Source organism: Streptomyces sp. NPDC041970, from assembly GCF_055588985.1.
Window position 1 is genome coordinate 56,663 of sequence record NZ_JBVJCD010000032.1, and the last position, 16,384, is coordinate 73,046.

Sequence of the window (16,384 nt, forward strand, 5' to 3'; positions counted from 1 at the left end):
TGTGTCTGGTGTTCCCGGAGCCAACCCGCTCCGTGACGCCCAGGACCGACGGCTCCCGCGCATCGCGGGGCCGTCGGGCCTGGTCATCTTTGGCGTCACGGGCGATTTGTCCCGTAAAAAGCTGATGCCCGCCGTCTACGACCTGGCCAACCGCGGCCTGCTGCCACCGGGCTTCTCGCTCATCGGCTTCGCGCGCCGCGACTGGGAGGACGAGGACTTCGCCCAGGTCGTCCACGACGCCGTCAAGGAGCACGCCCGTACGCCGTTCCGCGAGGAGGTCTGGCAGCAGCTCATCCAGGGGATGCGCTTCGTCCAGGGCAACTTCGACGACGACGAGGCGTTCGAGACCCTCAAGGCGACCATCCAGGAGCTGGACCAGGCCCAGGGCACCGGCGGCAACTACGCCTTCTACCTGTCGGTGCCGCCGAAGTTCTTCCCCAAGGTCGTCGAGCAACTCAAGAAGCACGGGCTCGCCGAGCAGAAGGAGGGCTCCTGGCGGCGCGCCGTCATCGAGAAGCCGTTCGGCCACGACCTGGCCAGCGCGCAGGAGCTCAACCAGCTCGTGCACGCCGTCTTCCCGCCCAACGAGGTCTTCCGGATCGACCACTACCTGGGCAAGGAGACGGTCCAGAACATCCTGGCGCTGCGGTTCGCCAACACGATGTTCGAGCCGGTCTGGAACCGGTCCTACGTCGACCACGTGCAGATCACGATGGCCGAGGACATCGGCATCGGCGGCCGGGCCGGCTACTACGACGGCATCGGCGCCGCCCGCGACGTCATCCAGAACCACCTGCTCCAACTCCTGGCGCTCACCGCGATGGAGGAGCCCGGCTCCTTCCACCCGAAGGCCCTGGTCGCCGAGAAGCTGAAGGTGCTCACCGCGGTCGAGCTGCCCGAGGACCTCGGCCTGCACACCGTGCGCGCCCAGTACGAGCACGCCTGGCAGGGCGGCCAGGAGGTCCCCGGCTACTGCGAGGAGGAGGGCATCGACCCCAAGTCGACGACCGACACCTACGCGGCGATCAAGCTGACGATCAACAACCGCCGCTGGGCGGGCGTGCCGTTCTACCTGCGGACCGGCAAGCGGCTCGGCCGCCGGGTCACGGAGATCGCGGTCGTCTTCAAGCGCGCCCCCTACCTCCCCTTCGAGTCCGGCGCCACCGAGGAGCTGGGCGGCAACGCGCTGGTCATCCGGGTCCAGCCGGACGAGGGCGTCACCGTGCGCTTCGGCTCCAAGGTCCCCGGCACCTCGATGGAGGTCCGGGACGTCACGATGGACTTCGCGTACGGCGAGTCCTTCACGGAGTCCAGCCCGGAGGCGTACGAGCGGCTCCTGCTGGACGTCCTGCTCGGCGACGCCAACCTCTTCCCCCGCCACCAGGAGGTCGAGCTCTCCTGGAACATCCTCGACCCGATCGAGGAGTACTGGGACACGCACGGCAAGCCCGCGAAGTACGCGGCCGGCACCTGGGGCCCGGCCGAGGCGGACGAGATGCTCGCACGCGACGGACGGAGCTGGAGGCGGCCATGAAGATCGATCTCACGGAAACCACGTCCAGCAAGATCAACCAGGCGCTGGTCTCGGCCCGCCGGGCCATCGGCACCCCCGCCATCGGCATGGTCCTCACCCTGGTCATCGTCACCGACGAGGAGAACGCGTACGACGCGCTCAAGTCGGCCGGCGACGCCTCCCGCGAGCACCCCTCGCGGATCATCGCGGTGATCAAGCGGGTCAGCCGCTCGCCGCGCGCCCGGCGCGACGCCCGGCTCGACGCGGAGGTCCGGGTCGGCACCGACGCGGGCACCGGCGAGACGGTCGTCCTGCGCCTCCACGGCGAACTGGCCAACCACGCCCAGTCGGTGGTGCTCCCGCTGCTGCTGCCGGACGCCCCGGTCGTGGTGTGGTGGCCCGAGGACGCGCCCTCCGACCCGGCGAAGGACCCGCTCGGGGCGCTCGCCCAGCGCCGGATCACCGACACCTACTCCGCCGAGCGCCCGCTCGACGAGCTGGCGGTGCGGGCGGCGACGTACAGCCCCGGCGACACCGATCTGGCCTGGACCCGGATCACGCCGTGGCGCTCGATGCTGGCCGCCTCGCTGGACCAGCAGCCCGCCGAGGTGGTCGGCGCGACCGTCGAGGGCGAGAGCGACAACCCGAGCTGCGAGCTGCTGGCCATGTGGCTCGCGGAACGGCTCGGCGTGCCGGTGGAGCGCACGGTCTCCCAGGGGCCCGGTCTCACCGCGGTCCGGATGGAGACGAAGTCGGGGGCGATCGTCCTCGACCGGGCGGACGGCACGCTGGCCACGCTCTCCATGCCCGACCAGCCCGACCGCGGGGTGGCGCTCAAGCGGCGCGACACCGCCGAGCTGCTGGCTGAGGAGCTGCGCCGGCTGGATCCGGACAACACCTACGCCTCCGCGGTGAAGTTCGGCGTCGACAACCTCCACACGGGCGGCGGCGTCCCGACCGCCCCGGTGGAGGACGAGCGGAAGAAGGCGGACGGGGACGAGCCCAAGGCCCCCGCCGCGAAGAAGGCCCCGGCCAAGAAGGCGGCCGCCAAGTGACGCCTCCGCAGTTGGTCGTGCACCGCGACAAGGAGCTGATGGCCGAGGCCGCGGCCGCGCGGCTGATCACGAAGGTCGTCGACGCGCAGGCCGCCCGCGGGCACGCCTCGATCGTGCTGACCGGCGGGCGCAACGGCAACGGCCTGCTGGCCGCGCTCGCCGCCACGCCCGCCCGCGACGCCGTGGACTGGTCGCGGCTGGACCTGTGGTGGGGCGACGAGCGGTTCCTGCCCGAGGACGATCCCGAGCGCAACGTCGCCCAGGCCCGTGCGGCGCTGCTCGACTCGGTGGGGCTGGACCCGGCGCGGGTGCACCCGATGCCCGCCTCCGACGGCCCGTACGGCACGGACGTCGACGACGCGGCCGCCGGGTACGCTGCCGAGCTGGCCGCCGCCGCGGGGCCGGAGGACCACGGGCCGGTGCCCGCGTTCGACGTGCTGATGCTCGGCGTGGGCCCGGACACCCATGTGGCCTCCCTCTTCCCGGAGTCGCCCGCGGTACGGGAGACCGGCCGCACGGTGGTCGGGGTGCGCGGAGCGCCCAAGCCGCCGCCGGTCCGCGTCTCCCTCACCCTGCCCGCGATCCGGGCCGCGCGCGAGGTGTGGCTGCTGGCGGCGGGCGAGGACAAGGCGGAGGCCGCGGCCATCGCGCTGTCCGGGGCCGGGGAGATCCAGGCCCCGGCCGCCGGCGCGTACGGGCGCGAGCGGACGCTGTGGCTGCTGGACGCCGCGGCGGCCTCGCGACTGCCGCGTGCGCTGTACCCGCCCGCCTCTCCCTGAGAGGGCACGCCCCGCAGGCCCGGTCCGCTCCTCCGAGCGGGCCGGGCCTGCGGCGTGGAAGGCACTCCCCCGGCCCTACTCCGGCGCCCGGTCGCCGTGACGCGGCCGAGGGACCCGTCCGGCCCCGCCCCCGCGTGCCAGGCTCTCCCCATGGTGCACATCGGAACCGTGGTGCTGGGCGCGTCCGACGTACGGCGGGCCGCCGCCTTCTGGAAGGCGGCGCTCACGTACACCGAGCGCGAGCCGGGGACGGACGACTGGGTGGTGCTGGTCCCGGTGCGGGGGCCCGGCGTCGGGTTGTCGCTGGGGCGCAGCGACACCCCCGTGCAGGAGGCGCCCCGCGTCCACCTCGACCTCTGCTCCGACGCCCGACAGGCCGAGGTGGAACGGCTGGTCGGGCTCGGCGCGGTCCGGGTGGCCTGGGACCGCTACCCTCCAGACCCCGACTTCGTCGTGCTCGCGGACCCGGAGGGCAATCGCTTCTGCGTCATCGACACGACGCACGGCGGCTGAGCGGGCCGCCTCGGGAGGTCAGAGGATCACCTGGTCCGCGCCCTGCTCCAGCTTGGTGATCGCGGCGCGGCAGGCGCCGACGAAGCGGTCGAAGACCGGGGTGGTGCTGCCGGCCCGGCCCGCGCGGGTGTTGACGGTGAACATGGCGGCGCGCAGCTCCGTGGTCAGCTCCAACTGGCCGCCCTTGGCCAGCATGGTGCGGTTGCACGGGTTGGCGGGGTTGACGCCGCCCAGGTCGGGCGTCTCGTCCCCGTCCCGCCAGGCGAGGCCGATCGCGTCGAACTCGGCCTTGAGCAGGGTCCTGAAGCGGGTGTTCAGCCCCCCGACGACCACGGCCTGCGGCACGGTGCCCGCCTGGGCGGCCGTACAGCCGTGCAGGCTCAGGACGTCGAGGCTGCTCGCGGCCATGGAGAGGGCCACGTGGTCGTCGCAGTTCTTGGAGGTGACGTGCAGGTCGCGGTTGCCCGAGGAGCGCAGCCCCTCGAACATCCAGTAGTCGAGGACCCCGTGGCCGTCCTGGAGGGGTTCCAGCGTCGCCGGGTGGTAGCCGGCGACGGCGAGGCAGAGTTCCGAGGTGCCCGTCTCGATGCCGCCGCCGTGCAGGGCCATCACGGTGGTGCGGTGGTAGGGGTGTCTCTGCGGGAGCGAGTGGTCCTCGTAGGCGTGTCTGCGGTAGCGGCGGGCGAACTCCACGCCCTCCTGCCCGGCGAGCTTCCGGTAGAGGTCGGTGTTGGAGGCGTAGACGTCCAGGTCGTCGGTGGCGTGGGCGTCGGCAGCGGTGAGCGAGCCCAGGATCGGGCCGCTGACGGCGGCGGTGGCGAGGGCGGTGAGGAGCGTGCGGCGGCTGGCGGTCGTCATGATCATCATCGTCCCCGATCCCGGCCCGCCTGCCCAGGGGGCCCGTCGTGCCGTACGACACGGCCGACCGCGCGTCACCGGCCGACGGCCCGCGAGCCCGCGCCCCCGGTACGCGCCCAGCGCGAGGGCCACCGCGCGGCCGAGCGCGCCCCGGAGCGGGGCGGAGGCGAGCACGGCCCCCGCAAGCACCGGGGCGAGGGTCGCGCCGCCGCCACCGCCGCGGCGCCGGACGCGGCGGTCGGCAGCAGCCACGGGGCGACGGGGGCGAGCGGTACGACGGGCACAGCGGTCGGCGGCGGCCACCGGGCCCGCCACCATCCGATGGCCCGCCCGCCGAGCGTGTCGCGCGGCGGGCGCAGCCGTACGGTGCCCCCGTCGTCGGCTCAGCGCCCCCGCAGCGCGCGGTAGGCGGCGATCAGGGAGGCGGTGGAGCTGTCGAGGCCCTCGGCGTCCGCGCTCTCGCCGTCGGCCTCCGTCAGGAGCGGCTCGATGCGCTTGGCGAGGACCTTGCCCAGCTCGACGCCCCACTGGTCGAAGGAGTCGATGTTCCAGACGGCGCCCTGGACGAAGACCTTGTGCTCGTAGAGCGCGATGAGCTGGCCGAGGACCGAGGGGGTCAGCCGGTCGGCGAGGATCGTGGTGGTCGGGTGGTTGCCGGGGAACGTCTTGTGCGCCACCAGCGCCTCGGGGACGCCCTCCGCGCGGACCTCGTCGGCCGTCCGGCCGAAGGCGAGGGCCTGGGTCTGGGCGAAGAAGTTGGCCATCAGCAGGTCGTGCTGGCCGATGAGTCCGGGCAGCAGGTCGTGGACCGGGGCGGCGAAGCCGATGAAGTCCGCCGGGACCATCCTGGTGCCCTGGTGGAGGAGCTGGAAGTAAGCGTGCTGCCCGTTGGTGCCGGGCGTGCCCCAGACCACCGGTCCGGTCTGCCACTGGACGGGGTCGCCGTCGCGGTCCACGGACTTGCCGTTGGACTCCATGTCGAGCTGCTGGAGGTAGGCGGTGAACTTGGACAGGTAGTGGCTGTAGGGCAGCACCGCGTGCGACTGGGCGTCGAAGAAGGCCCCGTACCAGACGCCGAGCAGGCCGAGCAGGAGCGGGACGTTCTCCTCGGCGGGGGCGGTGCGGAAGTGCTCGTCGACGAGGTGGAAGCCGTCGAGCATCTCGCGGAACCGGTCCGGTCCGACGGCGACCATCAGCGAGAGCCCGATCGCGGAGTCGAAGGAGTAGCGGCCGCCGACCCAGTCCCAGAAGGCGAACATGTTCGCCGTGTCGATGCCGAACTCCTCGACCTTCTCGGCGTTGGTCGACAGCGCGACGAAGTGCCGGGCTACGGCGTCCTGGCCGGCCCTCAGTCCGGTGAGCAGCCAGTCGCGGGCGGAGGTGGCGTTGGTGATGGTCTCGATCGTGGTGAACGTCTTCGAGGCGATGACGAAGAGCGTCTCGGCCGGGTCGAGGTCGCGGACGGCCTCGTGCAGGTCGGCGCCGTCCACGTTGGAGACGAAGCGGAGGGTGAGGGCGCGGTCCGTGTAGGAGCGCAGCACCTCGTACGCCATGGCGGGGCCGAGGTCGGAGCCGCCGATGCCGATGTTGACGATGTTCTTGATGGGGCGGCCGGTGTGGCCGGTCCACTCCCCCGCCCTGACCTTGTCGGCGAAGGCGGCCATCTTGTCCAGGACGGCGTGGACGCCGGGGACCACGTTCTCGCCGTCGACCTCGATCACCGCGTCGCGCGGGGCGCGGAGCGCGGTGTGCAGGACGGCCCGGTCCTCGGTGGTGTTGATCTTCTCGCCGCGGAACATGGCGTCCCGCAGCTCCCCGACGCCGGTCGCGGCGGCCAGCTCGCGCAACAGGCGCAGCGTCTCGTCGGTGACCAGGTTCTTGGAGTAGTCGACGGAGAGGTCTCCGACCCTGAGCGTGTAGGCGGCGCCGCGGTCCGGCTGCTGTGCGAACAGCTCGCGCAGATGGGTCGCGCCCAGCTCCTCGCGGTGCCGGTCGAGAGCCGTCCACTCGGGCGTCTGGTTCAGCTTGGTTCGGCTTGCTGCGTTCATCCGGGATATCAGCCCACTTCTTCTCGTACCTACGCATCCCCGCTGCTCCTCCAACCTAATTGATCGAGGGGACGAGCGGCGTGGTCGCGGACGGTCGCGCCGCGACGAGGTCCGGCCGGACACCCGTGGGGTGTCCGGCCGGTGAACGACTGCGTGGTGCGGGCGGTCCTCAGATCTCGCCGCGGAGCTTGGCCAGCGCCTCGGCCAGGATCGCCTCGCCGTCGGCGTCGCTGCGCCGCTCGCGTACGTACGCCAGGTGCGTCTTGTACGGCTCGGTGCGGGGCGGGTCGGGCGGGCTGTCCCGGTCCTGACCGGCCGGGAAGCCGCAGCGCGGGCAGTCCCAGGTGTCCGGCACCTGCGCGTCATGGGCGAAGCTGGGCTGGGTCTCGTGCCCGTTGGAGCACCAGAAGGAGATGCGCAGGCGCGGAGCGGACTCGCCCCGCTCGGCCTCACCCATCGGCCCCGCTCCGACCCGGCTTCCCCGGATCGCGTTGCCACTTGCCACGGTCGTAACTCCCTGCGTGATGGTGCTCGAGGATGCCCCAGTCTACGTAAGGCCCAACGCGCGTCCAGTGCAAGGAGTTACACCGTCACCGGGACGCGGACGACGGGTCAGCCGTCCAGCTTGACGAGCAGACCGAGCACGACGATGCACGCGAACCAGATCAGGCCGACCACCACGGTGATGCGGTCGAGGTTGCGCTCGGCGACCGAGGAACCACCGACGGAGGACTGCATTCCGCCGCCGAACATGTCGGAGAGGCCGCCGCCCTTGCCCTTGTGCATGAGCACCAGCAGCATCAGCAGCAGGCTGAAGACGATCAGAGCGATCTGGAACGCCAAAACCACGGCTGGTCCCTACTTTCCGGAATTCTTGACTACTGCCTGCAGATAAACGGGGGGCCGAAGGGCGGTAACCCCTTCGGCCCCCGCAAGGGTACGCCGGATCGGCGCTACCGCATACTCACTGGTCGCGGAAGCGGACGATCTTGACGAACTCGTCGGCGTCGAGCGCGGCGCCGCCGATCAGCGCGCCGTCCACGTCGGGCTGGGCCATGATGGCCGCCACGTTGCCGGACTTCACCGAGCCGCCGTACTGGATGCGGACGGCGTCGGCCACCTCCTGGGAGTACAGCTCGGCCAGCCGGCCGCGGATGGCTCCGCAGACTTCCTGGGCGTCCTCGGGGGTGGCGACCTCGCCGGTCCCGATGGCCCAGACCGGCTCGTAGGCGATCACGATGGACGCGGCCTGCTCGGCCGGGACGCCCTTGAGCGCGCCGTCGAGCTGGGCGAGCGTGTGGGGGACCTGCTCGCCGGCCTTGCGGACGTCCAGGCCCTCGCCGACGCAGAGGATCGGGGTCAGGCCGTGCTTGAAGGCGGCCTTCACCTTGGCGTTGCAGATCTCGTCGCTCTCGCCGTGGTACTGGCGGCGCTCGCTGTGGCCGACGGCCACGTAGGTGCAGCGGAGCTTGGCGAGCATGGGGCCGGAGATCTCACCGGTGTACGCGCCGGAGTCGTGCGCCGAGATGTCCTGGGCGCCGTACTTGATCCGCAGCTTGTCGCCCTCGACGAGGGTCTGCACGGTACGCAGGTCGGTGAAGGGCGGCAGGACGGCGACCTCGACGTCCTCGTAGTCCTTGTCGGACAGCGCGAAGGCGAGCTTCTGGACGTGGGCGATGGCCTCGAGGTGGTTGAGGTTCATCTTCCAGTTGCCCGCCATCAGCGGGGTGCGGACTTGAGCGGAAGCGGTCATGAAAGGTCAGTCCTCCAGTGCGGCGAGGCCGGGAAGCGTCTTGCCCTCGAGGTATTCGAGGCTCGCGCCGCCACCGGTCGAGATGTGTCCGAAAGCATTCTCGTCGAAGCCCAGGATGCGGACGGCCGCGGCGGAGTCGCCGCCGCCGACGACGCTGAACGCCGGGGAGTCGACGAGCGCCTGGGCGACCGCGCGGGTGCCCTCGGCGTAGTCGGGGTGCTCGAAGACGCCCATCGGGCCGTTCCAGAAGACGGTGGCCGCGTCGGCGAGCTTGGATGCGTAGAGCGTGCTGGTCTCGGGGCCGATGTCCAGGCCCTCCTGGTCGGCCGGGATGGCGTCGGCGGCGACCGTGCGGGGGTGGGCCGGGGCCTTCGTCTTCAGGTCCGGGAACTCGCCCGCGACCAGGACGTCGACGGGGAGCACGAACTCCACGCCGCGCGCCTCGGCCCGCTTGAGGTAGTCCTGGACGACCGGGACCTGGTCCTCCTGGAGCAGCGAGATGCCGACCTCGTGGCCCTGGGCCTTGAGGAAGGTGTACGCCATGCCGCCGCCGATCAGGATGCGGTCGGCCTTCTCCAGCAGGTGGTCGATGACGCCGAGCTTGTCGGAGACCTTGGCGCCGCCGAGGACGACGACGTAGGGCCGGCGCACATCGGTGGTGAGCTTCTTCAGGACGCCGACCTCGGTGGCGATGAGGTAGCCGGCGTAGTGCGGCAGCCGGGCCGGGAGGTCGTACACGGAGGCGTGCTTGCGGTGCACCGCGCCGAAGCCGTCCCCCACGTAGACGTCGGCGAGCCGCGCGAGCTGGTCGGCGAAGGCGCCGCGCTCGGCGTCGTCCTTGGAGGTCTCGCCCGGATTGAAGCGGAGGTTCTCGATGACGGCGACCTGGCCGTCGCGCAGGGCGGCGACGGTGTCGCGGGCGGAGTCGCCCACCGTGTCGGTGGCGAACGCGACCTCGCCGCCGAGGAGTTCGCCCAGCCGCGCGGCGGCGGGGGCAAGGGAGAAGGCCGGGTCCGGGGCGCCCTTGGGGCGGCCGAGGTGCGAGGCGACGACGACGCGTGCGCCGGCCTCCGCGAGCTTGGCGACCGTCGGCACGACGGCGCGGATGCGGCCGTCGTCGGTGATGGTGGTGCCGTCCAGCGGCACGTTGAGGTCGGCGCGGACGAATACCCGCTTGCCCGCGACCCCTTCGGCGAGAAGTTCGTCGATCGTCTTCATCTGGTCTTCCGTTACTCCTTGCAAGGACGAATGAGCATGTTAGGGCCTGCCGGCGCACCGCCGGCCGCGTGGCGGCGGTGCGCCGACACGGCCCAAGGGGCTCGACCCGCGCCGCGCTGCGCCGGTCGAGCCCCTTGACTCACAACGTGTCTGCCTGCGATCCGAGGATCAGAGCTGTTCGCCGACGAAGACCGTGAGGTCGACGAGGCGGTTGGAGTAGCCCCACTCGTTGTCGTACCAGCCGAGGATCTTCACCGAGGTGCCCTCCTGGACCATGGTCAGGGAGGAGTCGAAGGTGCAGGACGACGGGTCGCCGACGATGTCCGAGGAGACGATCGGGTCCTCGGTGTACGTCAGGAAGCCCTTGAGGTCGCCGTCGTCGGCGGCCTTCTTGAACGCGGCGTTGACCTCGTCCTTGGTGACCTCGCGGGAGAGGGTCACGACGAGGTCGGTGGCGGAGCCGGTCGGGACCGGGACGCGCATCGCGATGCCGTCGAGCTTGCCCTTGAGCTGCGGGAGGACCAGGGCCGTGGCCTTGGCGGCGCCGGTGGTGGTGGGGATGATGTTCTCGGCGGCGGCGCGGGCGCGGCGCAGGTCCGAGTGCGGGAAGTCCAGGATCCGCTGGTCGTTGGTGTACGCGTGGACCGTCGTCATCAGGCCCTTGACGATGCCGAAGTTCTCGTCGAGGACCTTGGCCATCGGCGCCACGCAGTTGGTGGTGCAGGAGGCGTTGGAGATGACGTGGTGCTGGGCCGGGTCGTACTTGTCCTGGTTGACGCCCATCACGATGGTGATGTCCTCTTCCTTGGCCGGAGCCGAGATGAGGACCTTCTTCGCGCCGCCGGCGATGTGCTTCTCGGCGTCGGCCTTCTTGGTGAAGATGCCGGTCGACTCGATGACGATGTCGACGCCCAGCTCACCCCAGGGGATGTCGGCCGGGTTGCGCTCGGAGAGCACCTTGATGGTGCGGCCGTCGACCGTGATGGTGTCGGCGGTGTGGCTCACCTCTGCTTTGAGGCGGCCGAGAATGGTGTCGTACTTCAGCAGGTGGGCCGTGGTCGCAGTGTCACCCAGGTCGTTGACAGCCACGATCTCGATGTCCGCACCCTGCTCCAGCAGCGCGCGGAAGTAGTTGCGGCCGATGCGGCCGAAGCCGTTGATGCCTACGCGGATCGTCACGAACCGATCTCCTCGTTAGGTACGCCGGTTTTCGACGCCGGCGAGATGTATAGGGATGTCCCCGACCGCTTCCGACCCTACATCTCCCAGGGCTCCGGGGTGACATCGACGGAGGCGGTGCACACCACCGGATACGGCGGAAGGCCCGTACCCACCAGTAGGAGTACGGGCCTCCGCTCCGCGCGGGGGCCGGGCCGCCGAACCGCCGCCCGGCCGCCGCCTCAGCCCACCAGGCCGTCGGCCAGCTCGTCGCTGAGGGTGGACTCCGTGCCCGGAATGCCCAGGTCCTGGGCCCGCTTGTCGGCCATGGCCAGCAGGCGGCGGATGCGGCCCGCGACCGCGTCCTTGGTCAGCGGCGGGTCGGCGAGCGCGCCCAGCTCCTCCAGGGATGCCTGCTTGTGCTCCATCCGCAGCCGGCCCGCGGCCGCGAGGTGCTCGGGGACCTCCTCGCCGAGGATCTCCAGCGCCCGCCCCACGCGGGCCCCGGCGGCGACGGCCGCGCGGGCCGAGCGGCGCAGGTTCGCGTCGTCGAAGTTGGCGAGCCGGTTGGCCGTGGCGCGGACCTCGCGCCGCATCCGGCGCTCCTCCCAGGCGAGCACCGCGTCGTGGGCCCCGAGACGGGTCAACAGGGCGCCGATCGCATCACCGTCGCGGACGACGACGCGGTCCACCCCGCGCACCTCGCGGGCCTTGGCCGCGATGGAGAGTCTGCGGGCCGCGCCGACCAGGGCCAGCGCGGCCTCCGGACCGGGGCAGGTCACCTCCAGCGAGGAGGAGCGGCCCGGCTCGGTGAGCGAACCGTGGGCCAGGAAGGCTCCGCGCCAGGCGGCCTCCGCGTCGCAGGTGGCCCCCGAGACCACCTGCGGCGGGAGGCCGCGGATGGGGCGGCCGCGGCCGTCCACCAGACCGGTCTGTCGGGCCAACTGGTCGCCGCCCGCCACCACCCGTACGACATAGCGCGAGCCCCGGCGCAGTCCGCCGGGGGCCATCACGATCAGCTCCGAGCTGTGCCCGAAGATCTCCAGGATGTCGCGCTTGAGCCGGCGGGCCGCGTTCCCCGTGTCCAGCTCGGCCTCGATCACGATCCGGCCGCTCACCAGGTGCAGCCCGCCCGCGAACCGAAGGATCGCCGAGACCTCCGCCTTCCTGCAGCAGGTCCGGGTGACGGGAAGATGAGAGATTTCGTTCTTCACCGCTGGCGTCATCGCCATGGGCCGATCCTTCCATGCATCCGAAAAATACGGTCGTACGCGGCGGCCAACAGCTCCTGATCATGGACCGGAACGCCGTCGGGCGAAGCCACCGGCGCCAGCTCGACCGCGGCTCCGAGCCGTTTCGCGGCATCGGCGAGCGACGCGCGGTCGGGCACGGCGGCCTCGTCGGCCAGCACCACGTCCAAGGCGAGTTTAGGGGCGTGTCGTCCCAAAACCTCCACATGACGCTGCGGTGAGAAGCCTTCTGTTTCACCGGGCTGCGGAGCGAGGTTCAGCGAGAGGACCTTGCGGGCCTTCGTGGTGACCAGGGCGTCGAGCAGCTCGGGCACGAGCAGGTGCGGGATGACCGAGGAGAACCAGGAGCCGGGCCCGAGCACCACCCAGTCTGCGTCCAGGACCGCCTCGACGGCTTCCGGGACGGCCGGCGGGTCGGGCGGGACGACGTGCACGGACTGCACCTCGCCCGGAGTGAGCGCCACCGTGGCCTGGCCGCGCACGGTGACGATCGCGTCGGGCAGCTCGGGGTCGTGGCCCCGCACCAGCGCCTGGAGCTCCAGCGGCACGGCCGACATGGGCAGCACCCGGCCCTGCGCGCCGAGCAGCTTGCCGACGAGGTCGAGCGCCTGGACGTGGTCGCCGAGCTGCTCCCACAGGGCCACGATGAGCAGATTGCCGACCGCGTGGTCGTGCAGGTCGCCCTTGGACTCGAAGCGGTGCTGGATGACCCGCGACCAGGTGCGGCCCCAGTCGTCGTCGCCGCACAGCGCGGCGAGCGCCTTGCGCAGGTCGCCGGGGGGCAGGACGCCCAGCTCCTCGCGCAGCCGGCCGCTGGAGCCGCCGTCGTCGGCGACGGTGACCACGGCCGTGAGGTCGCCGGTGATCCGGCGCAGCGCCGTCAGGGACGCCGAGAGACCCATGCCGCCGCCGAGCGCGACGACCTTGGGCTGTGCACCGCGTTTGCGGCCGGAGAGCGCCGAGGTGGCGCGGCTCAGCCGGCGCATCCGCAGGTTGCGTCCGGTCACTCTCGCCCCATGTCCCGGTGGACGAGGACGGTCTCGACGCCCTCGGCGGCGAGACGGGCCGAGAGCTTCTCCGACATGGCGACCGAGCGGTGCTTGCCGCCCGTGCAGCCCACCGCGATGGTGACGTAGCGCTTGCCCTCGCGGCGGTAGCCGGCGGCGATGAGCTGGAGCAGCTCGGTGTACTGGTTGAGGAACTCCTTGGCGCCCGGCTGGTCGAAGACGTAGTCGGAGACCTCCTCGTTCAGGCCGGTGAAGGGGCGCAGCTCGGGGACCCAGTGGGGGTTGGGCAGGAAGCGGCAGTCGACGACGAGGTCGGCGTCGACGGGCAGGCCGTACTTGTAGCCGAAGGACATCACCGTGGCCCGCAGCTCCGGCTCCGACTCGCCCGCGAACTGGGCGTCCATCTTGGCGCGCAGCTCGTGGACGTTGAGGCTGGAGGTGTCGATCACCAGGTCGGCGTCGCCGCGCAGCTCCCGCAGCAGGTCGCGCTCGGCGGCGATGCCGTCGACGATGCGGCCGTCGCCCTGGAGGGGGTGGGGGCGGCGCACGGACTCGAAGCGGCGCACCAGGGCGTCGTCGGACGACTCCAGGAAGACGATCCGCCGGGTGACGTGCTTGGCCTCCAGGTCCGCGAGCGACTCGCGGAGGTTGTCGAAGAAGCGCCGGCCGCGCACGTCGACGACGACGGCGATCCGGGCCACGTTGCCCTGCGAGCGGGCGCCCAGCTCGACCATGGTGGGGATCAGCGCGGGGGGCAGGTTGTCGACGACGAACCAGCCGAGGTCCTCCAGGCACTTGGCGGCGGTGCTGCGCCCGGCGCCCGACATCCCGGAGATGATCACCAGCTCGGGGATGGCCGCCTCACCCGTCTCGCTCGGGGTGCTCGTACTCACGTCTGCTGCTCCGTCTGCTCGGTCTGGGCGGGTGTCCTGGTCGTCCCGTGCCGCTGCGCCGGGCGTGGAGCCGGTGCGCTGGGCGCTGTCGTGCGTGTGCTCGGTCATGCGGTGCCCCCGTCGTCCTCTTCCATGATCTCTCCTGTGGCCGTGTTCACGGCGGGCGCCGCAGGGGCGGCCGAGGCGAGGGCCGCGGCCACCGATTCCGCCGTCCTGCGCCCTATTCCAGGGATCTCGCAGATGTCGTCGATTGTCGCCTGCCGGAGCTTCTTCACCGAGCCGAAGTGCTTGATCAGCGCCTGCTTCCGGGTCTCGCCGAGGCCGGCCACGTCGTCCAGGGGGCTGCGGCGCAGGCGCTTGGCCCGCTTGGCGCGCTGGTAGGCGAGGGCGAAGCGGTGGGCCTCGTCGCGGATGCGCTGGAGGAGGTAGAGGCCCTCACTGGTGCGGGGCAGGACGACCGGGTCGTCGTCGCCGGGGAGCCAGACCTCCTCCAGGCGCTTGGCGAGGCCGCAGACGGCGATGTCGTCGATGCCCAGCTCGTCCAGGGCGCGGCGGGCCGCGGCGACCTGGGGCTGCCCGCCGTCGACGACGACGAGCTGGGGCGGGTAGGCGAACCGCTTGGGCCGGCCGTCGTCCTCGCGGGGCTCACCGTCGTCGGCGGGGGCGGGACCGCTCACCGCCGGGCCGGTGGCGGCCAGGGGGTCCACGGCGGCCGGGGCGCCGGGGGCGGCGTCGGGGGTCTGCTCCCACTCCCCCGTGCGCTCCTTGTCCTGGAGGTAGCGCTTGAAGCGGCGGCCGATCACCTCGTGCATCGAGCGGACGTCGTCCTGGCCCTCGAACCCCTTGATCTGGAAGCGGCGGTACTCGCTCTTGCGGGCGAGGCCGTCCTCGAAGACGACCATGGAGGCCACCACGTCGTCGCCCTGGAGGTGGGAGATGTCGTAGCACTCGATGCGCAGCGGGGCGGTGTCCAGGCCCAGCGCCTCGGCGATCTCCTCCAGGGCGCGGGAGCGGGTGGTCAGGTCGGAGGCGCGCTTGGTCTTGTGCAGGCCGAGCGCCTGCTGGGCGTTGCGCTGGACCGTGGCCATGAGGTCCTTCTTGTCGCCGCGCTGCGGGATGCGCAGGCTGACCTGGGCGCCCCGGCGCTCGGCGAGCCACTGGGAGACCGCCTCGGCGTCCTCGGGCAGCGCCGGGACCAGGACCTCCTTGGGGACGGCGTCGCCCCGCTCCTCCCCGTACAACTGCTGGAGGGCGTGTTCGACGAGGCCGGAGGTGTCGACCGCCTCGACCTTGTCGGTGACCCAGCCGCGCTGGCCGCGCACCCGGCCGCCGCGTACGTGGAAGATCTGGACGGCCGCCTCCAGCTCGTCCTCCGCGACGGCGATCAGATCGGCGTCGGTGGCGTCCGCGAGGACGACGGCGCTCTTCTCCATGGCCCGCCTGAGCGCCCCGGCGTCGTCGCGGAGGCGGGCGGCGCGCTCGTACTCCATGTCCTCGGCCGCCTGCGCCATGTCCTGCTCCAGGCGGCGGATGTAGGCGCCGGTGCGTCCGGCCATGAAGTCGCAGAAGTCGTCGGCCAGCTCGCGGTGCTCCTCGGGGGTGACCCGGCCGACGCAGGGGGCCGAGCACTTGCCGATGTAGCCGAGGAGGCAGGGGCGGCCGGTGCGCGCGGCGTTCTTGAAGACGCCCGCGGAGCAGGTGCGCACGGGGAAGACGCGCAGCATCAGGTCGACCGTCTCGCGGATCGCCCAGGCGTGGCCGTACGGTCCGAAGTAGCGCACGCCCTTCTTCTTGGCGCCGCGCATGACCTGGACGCGGGGGAACTCCTCGTTCAGCGTGACCGCGAGGTAGGGGTAGCTCTTGTCGTCGCGGTACTTGACGTTGAACCGGGGGTCGTACTCCTTGATCCAGGAGTACTCGAGCTGGAGCGCCTCTACCTCGGTGGACACGACCGTCCACTCGACGGAGGCGGCGGTGGTGACCATGGTGCGCGTGCGCGGGTGGAGGCCCGCGAGGTCCTGGAAGTAGTTGGCCAGGCGCTGGCGGAGGTTCTTGGCCTTCCCGACGTAGATCACCCGGCGGTGCTCGTCGCGGAACCTGTAGACCCCCGGGGAGTCGGGGATCTCTCCCGGCCTGGGACGGTAGCTGGAGGGGTCTGCCATGCCTCACACCCTACTTGCGGGCACTGACAGCGCGTCCTCCTCGGCCGGGGGGGGGGGGGGGGGGGGGGGGGGGGGGGGGGGGGGGGGGGGGGGGGGGGGGGGGGGGGGGGGGGGGGGGGGGGGGGGGGGAGGGAGGGGGGAGGGGGGGGGGGGAAGCGGGGGCGTGCGGGAGGGAAT

Annotated in this window: 15 protein-coding genes; 4 read left to right on the top strand and 11 right to left on the bottom strand. The window is 71.9% G+C overall.

Translation table 11 applies throughout. The annotated features are described in order from the left end of the window. The first annotated feature begins 1 nt into the window (after window position 1). The 4 genes from zwf to ACZ6EJ_RS17485 all read left to right on the top strand — a co-directional run bounded on the left by zwf (window position 2) and on the right by ACZ6EJ_RS17485 (window position 3,860). A complete protein-coding gene (gene zwf / locus ACZ6EJ_RS17470) occupies window positions 2-1,534 on the top strand; it encodes a glucose-6-phosphate dehydrogenase (RefSeq protein WP_469267992.1) in 1,533 nt (510 codons plus the stop codon). Then, window positions 1,531-2,568 carry a glucose-6-phosphate dehydrogenase assembly protein OpcA gene (gene opcA / locus ACZ6EJ_RS17475; protein WP_469267993.1) on the top strand — a complete coding sequence of 346 codons (1,038 nt, stop codon included), beginning with the start codon at window positions 1,531-1,533 and terminating at the stop codon, window positions 2,566-2,568. Before zwf ends, opcA begins: the two co-directional genes overlap by 4 nt. Continuing rightward, the gene (pgl, locus tag ACZ6EJ_RS17480) at window positions 2,565-3,347 is read left to right on the top strand and encodes a 6-phosphogluconolactonase (protein WP_469267994.1); all 783 of its coding nucleotides are present in this window, start codon (window positions 2,565-2,567) and stop codon (window positions 3,345-3,347) included. The genes opcA and pgl overlap by 4 nt, the downstream gene beginning before the upstream one ends. A 150-nt stretch (window positions 3,348-3,497) precedes the next feature. After that, a complete protein-coding gene (locus tag ACZ6EJ_RS17485) occupies window positions 3,498-3,860 on the top strand; it encodes a VOC family protein (protein ID WP_469267995.1) in 363 nt (120 codons plus the stop codon). An 18-nt stretch (window positions 3,861-3,878) separates the two neighbouring features. Here ACZ6EJ_RS17485 and ACZ6EJ_RS17490 read toward each other — a convergent pair whose 3' ends face one another. The 11 genes from ACZ6EJ_RS17490 to uvrC all read right to left on the bottom strand — a co-directional run bounded on the left by ACZ6EJ_RS17490 (window position 3,879) and on the right by uvrC (window position 16,207). Next, entirely contained in the window at window positions 3,879-4,718 is an 840-nt protein-coding gene (locus tag ACZ6EJ_RS17490) for a poly-gamma-glutamate hydrolase family protein (protein WP_469267996.1), read from the bottom strand. 383 nt (window positions 4,719-5,101) lie between these two features. Next, window positions 5,102-6,766, bottom strand: coding sequence for a glucose-6-phosphate isomerase (gene pgi, locus ACZ6EJ_RS17495; RefSeq protein ID WP_469267997.1), 1,665 nt, complete (start codon window positions 6,764-6,766; stop codon window positions 5,102-5,104). Window positions 6,767-6,935: 169 nt separating this feature from the next. After that, the gene (locus tag ACZ6EJ_RS17500; protein WP_124267685.1) at window positions 6,936-7,271 is read right to left on the bottom strand and encodes an RNA polymerase-binding protein RbpA; all 336 of its coding nucleotides are present in this window, start codon (window positions 7,269-7,271) and stop codon (window positions 6,936-6,938) included. Window positions 7,272-7,378: 107 nt separating this feature from the next. After that, entirely contained in the window at window positions 7,379-7,615 is a 237-nt protein-coding gene (gene secG, locus ACZ6EJ_RS17505) for a preprotein translocase subunit SecG (RefSeq protein ID WP_469267998.1), read from the bottom strand. A 115-nt stretch (window positions 7,616-7,730) separates the two neighbouring features. Next, entirely contained in the window at window positions 7,731-8,519 is a 789-nt protein-coding gene (gene tpiA / locus ACZ6EJ_RS17510; protein ID WP_469267999.1) for a triose-phosphate isomerase, read from the bottom strand. 6 nt (window positions 8,520-8,525) lie between these two features. Then, a complete protein-coding gene (locus ACZ6EJ_RS17515; RefSeq protein ID WP_469268000.1) occupies window positions 8,526-9,737 on the bottom strand; it encodes a phosphoglycerate kinase in 1,212 nt (403 codons plus the stop codon). A gap of 168 nt (window positions 9,738-9,905) precedes the next feature. Then, entirely contained in the window at window positions 9,906-10,916 is a 1,011-nt protein-coding gene (gene gap, locus ACZ6EJ_RS17520; protein WP_469268002.1) for a type I glyceraldehyde-3-phosphate dehydrogenase, read from the bottom strand. Window positions 10,917-11,137: 221 nt separating this feature from the next. Beyond that, a complete protein-coding gene (whiA, locus tag ACZ6EJ_RS17525) occupies window positions 11,138-12,127 on the bottom strand; it encodes a DNA-binding protein WhiA (RefSeq protein ID WP_030078784.1) in 990 nt (329 codons plus the stop codon). Continuing rightward, window positions 12,118-13,152 carry a gluconeogenesis factor YvcK family protein gene (locus tag ACZ6EJ_RS17530; RefSeq protein ID WP_469268004.1) on the bottom strand — a complete coding sequence of 345 codons (1,035 nt, stop codon included), beginning with the start codon at window positions 13,150-13,152 and terminating at the stop codon, window positions 12,118-12,120. Before ACZ6EJ_RS17530 ends, whiA begins: the two co-directional genes overlap by 10 nt. Next, on the bottom strand, window positions 13,149-14,153 hold the full coding sequence (rapZ, locus tag ACZ6EJ_RS17535; protein ID WP_469268006.1) for an RNase adapter RapZ: 1,005 nt from the start codon (window positions 14,151-14,153) through the stop codon (window positions 13,149-13,151). Before rapZ ends, ACZ6EJ_RS17530 begins: the two co-directional genes overlap by 4 nt. Beyond that, a complete protein-coding gene (uvrC, locus tag ACZ6EJ_RS17540) occupies window positions 14,150-16,207 on the bottom strand; it encodes an excinuclease ABC subunit UvrC (protein ID WP_469268007.1) in 2,058 nt (685 codons plus the stop codon). The genes rapZ and uvrC overlap by 4 nt, the downstream gene beginning before the upstream one ends. Window positions 16,208-16,384: the final 177 nt, after the last annotated feature.